Below are 13,067 nucleotides of genomic sequence, written 5' to 3'. Positions count from 1 at the left end.
AACGCAGATTAAAAGATTGTAGTTCTTTATCATATATTTGTTTTCCTTTGCGAAAATCTGCGTTCATCTACGTTTCAATCAGATAAATAATACTCTGTGAAACTCCGTGTTACTCTGTGGTGAGTTTTAATATCTGCCAAAAAGAGCGAAAAGGTTTACTTCTTTACAACTCTAAAGCTTGCCACTTCTGATTCACATTGAATTTTCACTATATAGCAACCGGTAGAAAGGCTGTTAAGGTGAACAGACCGTACGCCGGAAGCTAAATTTATGTTTTTCAATGCCTGTCCCATCATATTGTAAACAGTGACTGTAACATTGGCTCCGTCATTGTCTTTTAAGTTGATGAACAATTCATCTTCCACAGCAGTAGGGTAAACGGATATGTTACCATTGGACTGGTTCTTGCTGATTCCTGTTCCTTGATAGGTAGAATCGTAGAATTCGCGAATCAATCCGTATGCCTGGTCTTCCATACCTGCATCCTGACCCAATGCCCAGATACCAATACCTTTGAAGCCGCCTTTGGTAGTATAGTCATATTTTAAGCGGAGGCTCTGGAGATCCTCGGCATAAGCCACCATATTGGCACCGTCTTCGGTATATTTATAAACATTACATTTTGCTGCGTCATCCCAAGTGATATCATTGTCTTTGGCATACTTGGGTACATCACCTAAAGTGGCTGTTCCGAATTTTGATCCGTTCTTGTAGATATTACCATAGTAGGGCCATGCGATAACAATGTCAGATGCGGGAATGTCGATATCCAGCCAGAACTGCTTGATTCTTCTTTGTGCATCATTCAACGGGCAAGTGAATGTTTGTCCGATGTTGTACATCATGATAGTGAGGTAGTCGGCACTTTTGAGCATTCCTTTGAAATCCCATTCATTGCTTTCATTTCCCGGATAGGTAGCAATAGAGAGTTCGAAATCCGGATTGATTTTGTCGAGCTCTTCTTTTATATATTTAGCCAGTTCATTATATTTTGCACCGTGATTGGGGACGGAGTTGTAAAACTCTTCAATATCCATATTAATACCATCCAGGTTGTATTTGTCAACAAACTTAGCTATGGCAACGGCTGCAGCACGCATCTTTTGTGAATCGCCAAACAGATCTACATAGAAAGCTGTATTTCCACCGTCGCGAACATTACCGGTGATGGCAGCCAATACTTTCACACCATTTTTGTGCGCTGCATTGATAAAGTCAATCCAGGGCCATTTCAGATCGATACCTTTATCTTCGAAGGTGGGGGTATAACCTCCCTTGTCAATTTCAAAACCAATAGGAGCAATATGAGTGAGGCCTTTCCAGTCTACTTTGTCAATAGTAGTAACACTGAACCAGGGGAACCAGCCGAATACTATCTTATTGTTATAGTCAGTACACTTCTGTGTATAAGCTGCCGCATCGAGCTTGTTGATTTGGCGGATTGTCATATCACCGTCCGGATCAGAAGATTCAGGAACTACATCTTTTCCATTACTGAAGTACAGTTTGGTGATTTGTCCGTCCAGTTTATTTCCGTCAGTAGCAGTCGGTTTCAACCGGATGGCTACGATAAAGAAGTTATTTCCTACACTAAGCGGCTGTTTGCCTGCGTTATCTCCATCACGTAACTCCAGTTTGCCGGTACCCGGGCGAAGTGCCTGATAGTTCATTGTGAGTGATTCGTCTGTGATCTGTGCTTTGTCACCGGCATAGTACACATTAATAGTGGCAATATCAGTCAGTTTGGTTGTACCGTTCAGCGAGAAGTCCAGTCCGGTGAGTGCCAGTTCGCCTGCACCAACGGTGTTTACTTTCAGAGTAAGCAATTCAATATTATCTTCTTTCGCATAGGCATTACCTGTTTTCTGAGAAACCATACTGCTTTCGATAGTCATTTCGCCTACTTCTTTAAAGATCTTCAGGTCGATGTTTTTTACTTCAGCTTCCGTTGCTTTAAAAGTAGCCGGATAAGCACCCTGTAAATCGGGAACATTGGTATCTGTTACATTCTGGAAATCATAATAGGCCACTAAGTTGGCTTTATCCGGGTGTGTATCGAGTACTTTATAGCTTTTCCATTTAGATATGGTCTCAAGGCTGAGAGACTTGTTCCATACTCTGACTTCATCGTAGCAGGCAAGAGAAGCACCACCCAATACGAATGACGCGTCAATGTCACCTGTGGTAGGTTTGAAGAAAGCATTAGAGAAAGACTGGCGGATACCGTCGATATAGAGAATGATAACTCCTTCGTCGGTGCTTGATTTTGTTCCGTCATACACTAAGGCTACATGGTGCCAGCCACTTTTCGGATAGCATCCGGCAGATGTTTGTGCATAAGCACCGTCTCCGTTAGCCTGCATAACGTAGATCTGTCCATTCTTTTCTACCTGCACTTTAATACGGTTACGCTCGTCGGGTTGCTCTTTTTTGAAGATAATGAAACGATCGGCCAGTTCGTCCAGGGTTATATTCACCCATGCCTCTATGGTGTAGGCTCCGGCTTTGTTGAGCTGTGTGATATCTCCGCAATCCAGATAAGCATTTCCGGAATTTACGTTCAACTTGAAACCTTTGTTACCTGTCGTTTGGGCAGATACATTGAGAATGCCTAACAAAAACAGCAGGCATAAAAACAAATTCTTTTTCATTTGGTATTTATTTTAAATTAAACAAAGTTTATTCTTCAGGACTGTTAGGGTCGTATATCTCGAATACCCCCGATTCGGTAGTAGGGCTGTCTACCACTTTGTTGTCGGTAGCAATGGCTTTTACTACCAGCCTGTATTTTCCTCCCGGCACAATCGGATCACCGTCATAATCTACATTGAATCCTTCACTGAAGCGGAAAGAACATTGATTTTTGAACTCTTTCTGGTTCGGGTCTTTCTGAGGATACGTTACCTGAAAAGCCCTGTCGGTATGTTTCATGGCCTCTTCGGCATAGAGGGTACTTTTTTCTTTGATTACCCAGAAGTTAATATTCTGTATCCGGGTGGTATCCCCTTTGAAGAAATAGGTTACTTTTATATCAGAAAGTTTACTTTCCGTACCCACATTCCATGTGCGTATGTTCCATACATACAGATAACTGTCTTTTTTTGAGAAGTCATCTTCGTTCTTGTCACAAGCAATGAATGAGAGAGTCATTAAAAGCAGAAGTAGCTTGAATGTTGATTTCATATCGCTTTTATTTTTTAGTAGTTTCATATCCTGGATTCTGTTCCAAATTTGAGTTCTTTATAATCTCTGTCTGAGGGATAGGGCAAAGGTTATGGGCTTCACTAATGTATTCACCTCCCTTTGAGTTAATCTCTTTACTGATTCTTTTTACCGTCTCTACAAGTATTCCCCAACGCACAAGATCGAATCGGCGATGTCCCTCATAGCATAATTCGCGGGCACGTTCATCACGAATGAGAGATTGAAATTGTTTGTAATCCAACTCTTCTATCTCATCTACCCCTGCCCGTTCGCGAATTTCATTGATTGCGTCATAAGCCTCTTGGGTAGGCGCTCCTTTCCATTCGTTTAGTGCTTCGGCATACATGAGAAGAACGTCTGCATAGCGGAATACGGGGAAGTTCAGTCCGTCGTGGTCAAGCATTTGTTTACCGGTTCTGTCCCAGTATTTAATGATGGCGATACGGCTGTCTTTGAAAGCCTGTCCCCGCCAGGTCTTGGCCAGATTGTGTTCAAGGCGCAGGTCCCATTCATCGTATTTATCATAGAAGGAAGTGGGGGCCGAACTTCCTCCCAAACCATTGAACTTGTCCCATTCTTCTTTGCTCGGACCCAGGTACCACAACATACGGGCCGAGAAGTCGGTATAGTCAGCATTGAACTGAATAGAGAAGATGTGTTCCTGCTGGTTCTCGAATGCCTGTGAGAAGATGTCGCTATAGTTGTCGAACAGTTTATATTTGTTCAGGCCCATGATTTGCTCACAGGTCTTTGCTGCGTTTTCCCATTGTTCTTGCAGTAAGTACATTTTTGCCAACAGGGTAAGTGCGGTTCCTTTACTGGCTCTTGCTACGATGGCAGGGCTTTTCTCCAAGATGTCCGATACTTCAGTGAGTTCATCAATGATGAAATTTGAAAGTTCTTCCCGTGTGGCTCTCTTTATATTCTTTACCTGATCCAGCGAAGTTATCTCATCTTTCAATAAGGGTACGCCTCCCCAGTAAGTCAATGCATGATAATAGTAGAAAGCACGTAGAAAACGGGCTTCTGCCAACAGTGAAGTACGGCGGGTCTCATCAAAGGTTGATTGCTTTATGCGGCTTATGGTTGTGTTGCAAGCGCCGATTGCCTGATAAGTGGTGAGCCACCAGTCACTCCACCGGTTTTCACCGGAAGTCCATTGATAATTGGCTGAGCCACCTGCACTACCGGATATATCGGTGCCTTCAAAGGCAAAGCACCATCTGTCCTGACTGTAATATCCTGTTCCGTTGAGGAAACTGTAACATCCGGATACGGCAGCTTCTGCCCCGTCTGCTGTTTCAAACAGTTTACCGACGCTGAGTTGTGATATAGGTGTTTTATCGAGCATGTCCAGGCACGAGCTGCAAGTAGCAGTCAGGATGCACAGTGCCATTATCTTTAGTTTTTTCATGATTCTTTTCATTATAATGTGATTTTAAAGCCAAAAGTATAAGTTCTCGCTGAGGGATAAGCGGTAAAGTCCATACCCCGTAGCACGTTGGCCGAATAGACCTTATAACCGCCTTCTTTTCCGGTATTTACCTCCGGATCGTATCCTTTGTATGAGGTGAACGTGAACAGGTTGGTACCGGTAACGTAACATTGCAGTTCCTGAATCGTCTTATTCTTTTTCCAGCTCTTAACCGGGAAGTTGTAATACAGGCTGATACTCTTTATCTTCAGATGTGAACCATCATGAATCATGTAGGTAGAAGGCTGGTATTCGTCATTGGAATAGAGTTTAGGATAATTTCCGTTGGGATTGTCGAGTGACCAGAAGTTCTTTACCCGTTTGTACTGATTTACAAACCGGGGATCGACTGTGGCATACAGGAAGTCACCTCCTGCAAGTATGTCATTTCCATACGTTCCCTGTAAAAATACACTCAGAGTGAAATTCTTGTAAGTGAACGTATTGTTGATACCTCCAAAGAAATCGGGATTCGGGTCGCCGATGGTTGTCTGGTCTTCAATGGAAACCACGCCATCCCCATTAATATCCCGGTAGATTTTTTGTCCGAGTGAAGCGTTCGGCTCATTGCCGGCTTCAATCTGTGCACGTGAGCGGTAAATACCGTCCATAATATAGCCATAGAATACTCCGACGGGCTGGCCTACCTTTAACCAGGAGTAAGGATGTGTACCCAAACCCGGACGGAAGGTGTATTCAAAATCTTTATCCGGTCCCATCGCTAAGACTTTATTTTTATTTGTAGAGATATTAAATTCGGTAGACCATGTGAAGTCTTTTGTAGCGATATTGGTAGTACGGATCATAAGCTCTACTCCCTGGTTTGAGATCTTACCTACATTCATGAAACCATTCTTGAATCCTGAGATATAGGGGAACTCCACATCCAGTAAAAGATCTTTGGTTCTTTTAGAATAAAAGTCAAGTTCTATATTCAAACGTGAATTGAAGAAAGAAGCCTCCACACCAAAATCGAACTGAGCCGTTGTCTCCCATTTCAGTTTGTCATTTCCTAAACGATCGGGGATGTATCCGATTTGCGGAATGTCGCCTAACATCACATTTTGTTGTTTCATCAACGGTAATGTCTGGTACAGTGCAATATCCTGATTTCCGGAAAGACCATAACTGAATCTCAGTTTCAGGTTATTCAGTTTGGAAAATCGCTTCATGAACTTCTCTTCCGAGAGTCTCCATCCCAACGCTACGGAAGGGAAGAAAGCAAACTGGTTATCTTTGCCTAAACGGGATGAACCATCGTATCTGCCTACAAGCGAGAGCAGGTAACGATCGTGAATAGAGTAGTTGATGCGTCCCAGATACGATATGATGGCCCATTCGGAAGCAGAGCTGCCTATCTGGCGGGTTTTGGTTTCTGCATCGGAGAGGTTGTTCCAGTCCAACAAGTCATTGGTGAAGTTTTTTCCGTATAGGTTTAGTCCTTCGTTACGTCCGAATTGTAAAGTATATCCTCCCAAGACAGTCAGGTGGTGTCCTTCGGCTATCTCTTTCATATAGTTGGCTGTGTTTTCCCATAAGATAGAATAACCTTCCCCCTGATTGATCCACGCTTCACCTTTGGTTTTATTCTGCATCATGGTTGGGAGTGAACCGGGTTTGTATTCATTCGTTTTACTGGTGCTGGCGTTCAATCCTAAAGAAGTTTTGAACTTCAATCCTTTTATGGCTTCCCAGTCTGCAAATATACCTGCATAGACAGTGGTTGATGCTTCTTCTTTCTTACGCAGGTTAAGCTGTGCTACTACGTTGTCAATCTTGTTGCTTACCACACGTGAAGGGCTGTCTGCTGCATACGAACCGTCCTCATTATAAATAGGCATGGTCGGAGGAGTTGCCAGAGCCGAGCTTTGGTAATCAAATCCTCCCAAACTTACCAGATTGGGTTTTCTGGACGAGTGGGAAAATTGGAAATTAGCCCCGATATTTATCTTATCACCTATCTTTCTGTCCAAGTTGAGGCGGGTCTGATAACGTCTGATTCCGGATCTTTTGATGACACCTTCCTGATCGAACATACTCAATGATAAATAGTAACGGGTGTCTTTACTTCCTCCCGAAGCTGCTACCTGATAATTCTGCATCAGAGCCATTTGGAGTATTTCCTCCTGCCAGTCGGTACCTTTTTCATAGATACTGGGATTCTCAATAGAAGGCTCTTGTCCGGCAGCCACATCCTGTTGATTCAGCATTTCGGCATATTCACGCGCATTGAGCATTTCCAACCGTTTGGCAACATGCTGGATACCGACGTAAGCATTCACTGTAACATTGTTACCACCTTCGGTTCCTCTTTTAGTAGTAATGATAACCACACCATTGGCACCTCTGGCACCATAAATAGAAGTAGCTGCGGCATCTTTCAGAATCTCTATTGATTCTATATCATTGGGGTCAATCAGGTTCAGATCGCCTGCACCGATAAATCCGTCTACAACATACAAAGGCTGATTACTTGCTGAAATAGAGTTACCACCACGGATCAGGATATTGGTAGCTGCACCCGGTTCACCGGAAGTGTTAGTGACGTGTACACCCGATACTTTACCGGTCAGTGCCTGGTCCAGACGAATCGTAGGTACATTGTTTATATCCTTTTCTCCGATGCGGGCTACAGAACCTGTCAGATCTCTTTTTCTCATCACACCGTAGCCGATGGCCACTACTTCATTCAACATTTGGCTATCTTCATCCAGCAGTACATTGACTACCGTTTTGTCTTTTACTCTTATATCCTTTTGTTTGTAACCGATGTAAGAGAACTGAAGTTCGGAATTCTTGTTTTTCAGCTGGATTGAGTAGTTACCGTCCATATCGGTCGTTGTACCTTCATTACCATTTTTAACCCGGATGGTAACTCCCACAAGTGGTTCGTTGGTAGCATCTGTAACCTTTCCTTTGATGATGACCGGTTTGCTTGCCGCTACCTGTTGCTGTGGAATGATGACTACTGATTTGGATTGTATGCTAAAGCTTAATCCTCTTGGAGTGAGTACCGCTTTGAGAACTTCCAACAGGTCTTTGTTTTGTGCAGAAACCGTTATATCCTTCCGGTTGTCCAATACTCCTTCGCGATAAGAGAAAGAGTAATCGGTTTTGTGTTCTATTTCATTAAAGAACTGCTTCAATGTGGCATTGTTAAGTGAGAGAGAAATCTTTTGCTCCTGGGCATTAATGGTGGATACGAATCCGGTCATTAACAATAGAAGCAGTATTATGCGAAATTTTCTTGTACTCATAATGATTTTAAGTATTTTATCATAAGTGATTTTCAGGTGTTTTTACTTGTTAGTCAGATGTCTCGTTTTTCTTTGTCCTTGTCCGTTCTGTAAGTAGTACACCGATTGGCTTTATTTGTAACATCTCTTTTTTTATGTTTTATAACATACTACTTTTTATTCCGTCACTCTCTTTTTCAGCTCCTCGATTGTAACATCAACCTGTCTGCCTGCTTGTGTCTGTCCCTTGTAAGTGACTACACGGAGCATCGATGCATTTTTAGGAACAGAAAGTGTATCTGTATACATATTGGAGTAGACATCAGGGATTGTATTGTCGAATGTATAGAACAGGCTTAGCCCCTCTACTTCTGTCTTTAGTTCTATTTTCAGTTCGTTCTTTTTATCCCGGTGCGGACAGATTATCGGATCATAAATGCTGCGGGCATAGTTAACTCCGGATTGATCGAATCGCTCAAATTGTTGTTCTACCCTGTGGACAAAGAATTTCCAGTTACGTAGCCGGGCATCGGTCCATAATGTCTCGGATATAGCTAAAGCACGGGGCCAGACCATGTATTCCACCTGACGGTAGTGAGGTACGGATTCCGTCCAGAGGTTTCCTTGTCCGCCCATTACTAAAGACGGATTTATGCTGTCAGGGATAAGCTGATATTTGTAGCAGTCCTGCAGGCGAAGCATAGCGTAAGTGTTCGGTTCAACTGTCGGGTCTCCCTGATAGAAATCCAGATAACAATGATCGCTCGGAGTCATAATAACCGAATGTCCTTGGCGGGCAGCTTCCGCACCTCCCTTTATACCTCTCCATGACATTACAATTGCTTCCGGAGCTAAACCACCTTCCAGTATCTCATCCCATCCGATAACCTGTTTCCCTTTTTTCTGAACCATGTTGGCCACTCGTTTTATAAAGTAGCTTTGCAGTTCTTCCGAATTTTTCAGATGTTCTTTTTGTTTTCGCATCCGGCATTTGGGACATCTCTCCCAGAAGCCCTTATAGCATTCATCGCCTCCGATATGTATGTATGGGGAAGGAAAAAGGCGGGCAACTTCAGAGAATACAGTATCAAGAACTTCAAATGTCCGTTCATTGCCTGCACACAAGGAGTTTTCCGTTTTTGTATAGAATGTATTTCCTACATTCACATGAAAAGGACCACCCGTACAGGAAATCTCAGGATATGCCGACAGGGCAGCCATACTGTGTCCGGGTATATCTATTTCGGGCACTATCGTAATATAGCGTTTCCGGGCATAGTCTACAACCTCCCGGATGTCTTCCGGAGTATAAAACCCTCCATAGCTCAAAGAGTCGGTAGAAAGTTGTGGTTCTCTTTCCCACCAGTTACCTACCCGGGGAGCTCTCCATGCACCGATATTGGTCAGTTCAGGCAGTGATTTTATTTCAAGTCTCCACCCCTGATCATCGGTTAGATGCCAGTGAAACACATTATACTTGTATTCTGCCATTTGGTCTATGAACCGCTTCACTTCCTGTTTGGTAAAGAAGTGCCGGCTGACGTCAAGCATCAGCCCGCGCCATGCGAACTGAGGTTTATCGGTGATTTCTACACAATTGATGTACCATGTTTTCTGTGGTTGCACTGTTTTCGATTTTATTTCCGGAGGGAGTAGTTGAAGAACAGATTGTATGCCGTTGAATATACCATGATGCCTGTATGCACTCAGCACGAGTTTCCCGGAGGATACAGACAACTGATATCCCTCCTCTCCCAACTCTTTATAATCGCCTAATTGAAAGACGATTGTTCCGGAGTCACCAACCGGTAAAGAGAATCCGGTAGCATCACTTGTCTTTTCGTTGAAGTATTCTGCCAGAGCTACCATTGCCGGATCAGAAGTATCTATTCCGATCGTTGTTTGTCCGGTCATACAGAAACTTCCCGGTTTGAGCTCATAGTTGTTTGGCAGAGGAATAATCTGTATAGACTCGTTGGGTATGTTCTCTTCCGGGCTTTTGCAACTTACGCATCCCAGCAGGAAGAGGAACAGAAAGAGATTGATAAGTTTCATTCTTTTGCTTTTTTAGATATGTATTTGGCTTTACCTGTTTGCATATATTCCCAGACTCCTTTCACCCATGAGTCCACGCGTGCTTTTTCTGCCGGACTACCTGCCAGCGATTGTGCTTTACGGATATACCCTTCCAGTTCCTTCATTACCCGGTCTGTCCCGAGGTATTCCCATGCTATTGCTTCTGTCTGGTGAAACTGTGCATCTTTAGTCTGAATGTCCAACGGATAATTTTTGGAATCACTGTATACCTGTTCTATTTTGTCATAGAAGTTGCGCATGGGGCGGGCTGCTTTACCAAAATAAGAGGTGAAGAATTCATTTAGCAGGTGGTCTATGTCTAATTCCGGATTATCATAGAGTTTCATGGTGGCATAGAAATCAAACTGCTCTCCTATTCCACAAAGGAATATGCCTCGTACACCATCCCGGGCGTACATTTTTGTTTCTTCGGCCACCTGGTGGATACTGAAGCCGGGAAATACGTTGAACCCCTGTACCAGTCCGCGTTCGGTTGGGAAACACAGGTAATTCCACAGATAGACGGGGCGATGGCTCTTCCTGCTTTCTTCAATCCAGTCTTTGTAGAAATCAGCTTCATTCTCTTTCATCTTTGGTGCCCAATAGTTGCGTGGGTGAAGGCAGGGGGCTACCGATATGTTATCTTCCAGTTCTATATCCTCAGGCAGATAAGCATATACATGATAGGCCAAGGCGGCTATTTTTTTTCCGGGATGCGTTTTCTTTACCTCTTTAGCTACATTGTTGATGAAGGTCCACAGGTAATGGGTGGCAGTACCGCAATTGAAGTGTTCTCCCCGGATATTATCTTTATCAATAGCCAGTTGCCGGCTGCATTCTTCACATTGGCACCAGTTGGCATTGTCGAGCGGAACCACTGCAAAATAGTCTCCTAAAGCTATTTGTTCACCTTTCAGGGGCTGCCCGTCAAAATAGTCGCAGGCATCTTTGGCCACCTGTTTGATAAATGCCTGATTGGTGTAACAGAACTGACGTTCGTGAGGCCCTCCGGTACGTCCGACGGCAAAATATTCGGGATGATAACCCTCGAAGAGTTCCGGACGATCCGGATTCTTTTGAAGGAAACGGTCCTGATAAGCTGTGAAAGCATGATTGGCAGCCCATTTCTCTCCGCCAAACCGGATTCTTCTGAGGAATAGTTGGGTCATCTCCGGTGTAGCTTCAAAATATTGTTCTTTCATCATCGGCCAATCAAAAGAATAGCTACTGTCTCTGTATTTGATTGCAGGAGAACGCATCACTCGGGTTGGAGCCAGTTTCAGTTGCTTCTGTCTGGGAACAATCACATTTAGTGGAGCCGGACCATAGAAACGGACACCCAGATAGTTCTCAACGAAGTCATATACAGCATAACAAGTTCCTTGTGCATCATAAATAGATGGTAGCGTCAACTCTACGTTGGCCGATGAATTACCCGTCAGCTTTGAGTAGTTAATTTTTAACCGGTCTTTTGAGGGTGTTATACCGTTGTTATCGCGTCCCCCATCACTGTCATAGTTTTCGTCCTGTCCCATCAGAACGATTGTTTCCGGAGTGATTTGTATCAGATATTCCTGCGGTTCAAAGTGTATTTTATCCGTATATTCACTGTTACCCACATAGATAATTCCGGTGGGTCCTGATGGTAATTCATTCACTATGGGTACGTGTATCCCCAATGATTGTTTTACGAAATATTGCAGTTCGTGTGCTGCAAGCAGTGCCGGTGATGAAGCGTGTTTACCTGTCAGTATCACGGTTCGGCCTTCTTCTATCACAAAGGCTTTACGGGCTGAACAAAGGATCGGCAACATCAGTAAGGCAATATACATTATTATTTTCTTCATAAGCATTTTTTGTTTAAAAAAGGGCATAGCAATGGCTTGGAGCCAACCTGAGAAGGCTCCCTGTCAATTGAATTGATTAAAACGAATTTGGATATTAAGAAACTGTTTTGATTATTTTTATCAGCTTCCTAAAAAAAAGGACGGAACGGTGGAGGACGAAAGGATTTTTTTAATCGGTATTTTTCATATGCTTTTCTGTTTTTAGATTATGTATATGTCATTATTCTCTATTTTAAATTTCAGGTTATAGTGCATGCGCAATATATTCATCATTTCCTGGATGGAAATCATCTTGAATTGTCCTGTGAAGTTATCGTCCACTAAGCTTTCTTTGTCGTAGTGCATCGTTACTCCATACCAGCGTTCTATTTTCCGGAAAACCTCTTCCAACGGTTCTGCACTGAATGCAAGTATGCCTTGTTTCCAGGCCAGTTCGGTATCTCCCTCCATGATAGAGATAGTACCTTGCCGATCGCTTCTGGAATAGATAAACTTCTGTGAAGGCGTCAGATAAACAGGCTTAGACGGACAGCCCTGCATCGTCAGTTTCACTTTTCCTTCCATAAGTGCGGTTTCTACAATATTCTCATCATTGTAGACCGAGACATTAAAGGAAGTTCCCAATACCTCTACATCGAAAACGGACGTTTTCACAATGAAAGGTTTCTCTTTATTGGGAGTGACCTCAAAAAAGGCCTCTCCTTCCAGAACCACCTCTCGCAACTTACCATTAAAGTCCGGAGTATAAGTCAGTTTAGATTCACTGTTCAAATGAACAATTGTTCCGTCAGGCAGTGTAATACCGGCTCGTTGTCCTTTGTTGACAGATACGATATTGGGTATCTGCTTGTAATGGTCCATTTCCTTATAGAAATAAACCGTAGAGATGATTAATATGGGTATCAGAATAGAAGCTGCAATGGTCGACACCCGTTTGAACCAGATGCGTCTTATGTCCTTCTTTATCTTTTCGTTAACCAGTCTCCGGGTCCGTTCTTTCGCAGCCCGGGGCATAACGTGGATATTCAGGTCTTTTTGCCAGCACTCATTTAGCATATCCCCGACACTGCTATCAGAATCATTCTGAATCTGCTGTTGCAATTCATTATATTCTTCTTCGCTGATGCTGCCGCGAATATATTTTTCAAGTATATTATTCTGTTTCTCCATAATCAATCCTGTCCGTTTATAAGTGATACACAGAAATACGAATCATGTAACATATGTATC

The 13,067-nt window shown here is 43.2% G+C and carries 7 protein-coding genes; all 7 read right to left on the bottom strand.

Annotated features, from left to right (window positions below; translation table 11 throughout):
• Positions 1–155 precede the first annotated feature (155 nt).
• Positions 156–2,651, bottom strand: a complete 2,496-nt coding sequence (locus ACESQI_RS14225; RefSeq protein WP_373126420.1) for a glycosyl hydrolase family 18 protein — start codon at positions 2,649–2,651, stop codon at positions 156–158.
• A gap of 28 nt (positions 2,652–2,679) precedes the next feature.
• On the bottom strand, positions 2,680–3,183 hold the full coding sequence (locus ACESQI_RS14220; protein ID WP_007483069.1) for a hypothetical protein: 504 nt from the start codon (positions 3,181–3,183) through the stop codon (positions 2,680–2,682).
• Positions 3,184–3,190: 7 nt separating this feature from the next.
• Positions 3,191–4,618 (bottom strand): RagB/SusD family nutrient uptake outer membrane protein, encoded by a 1,428-nt coding sequence (locus tag ACESQI_RS14215; protein ID WP_044166093.1) that lies wholly within the window; start codon positions 4,616–4,618, stop codon positions 3,191–3,193.
• A gap of 11 nt (positions 4,619–4,629) precedes the next feature.
• Entirely contained in the window at positions 4,630–7,935 is a 3,306-nt protein-coding gene (locus ACESQI_RS14210) for a TonB-dependent receptor (protein WP_373126418.1), read from the bottom strand.
• Positions 7,936–8,091: 156 nt separating this feature from the next.
• Complete coding sequence (locus tag ACESQI_RS14205) at positions 8,092–9,969, bottom strand: beta-N-acetylhexosaminidase (protein ID WP_373126416.1); 1,878 nt, start codon at positions 9,967–9,969, stop codon at positions 8,092–8,094.
• The gene (locus tag ACESQI_RS14200) at positions 9,966–11,837 is read right to left on the bottom strand and encodes a DUF4838 domain-containing protein (RefSeq protein WP_373126414.1); all 1,872 of its coding nucleotides are present in this window, start codon (positions 11,835–11,837) and stop codon (positions 9,966–9,968) included. The genes ACESQI_RS14205 and ACESQI_RS14200 overlap by 4 nt, the downstream gene beginning before the upstream one ends.
• 201 nt (positions 11,838–12,038) lie before the next feature.
• Positions 12,039–13,007 (bottom strand): FecR family protein, encoded by a 969-nt coding sequence (locus ACESQI_RS14195; RefSeq protein ID WP_373126412.1) that lies wholly within the window; start codon positions 13,005–13,007, stop codon positions 12,039–12,041.
• Between the last annotated feature and the right edge of the window lie 60 nt (positions 13,008–13,067).

Origin of the sequence: Bacteroides sp. HPS0048, assembly GCF_964240755.1 — a bacterium.
In the GTDB taxonomy this organism is placed as follows: domain Bacteria; phylum Bacteroidota; class Bacteroidia; order Bacteroidales; family Bacteroidaceae; genus Bacteroides; species Bacteroides nordii.
The sequence above is the reverse complement of the archived record's forward strand: the minus strand, read 5'-3'. Positions and strand labels throughout refer to the sequence as shown.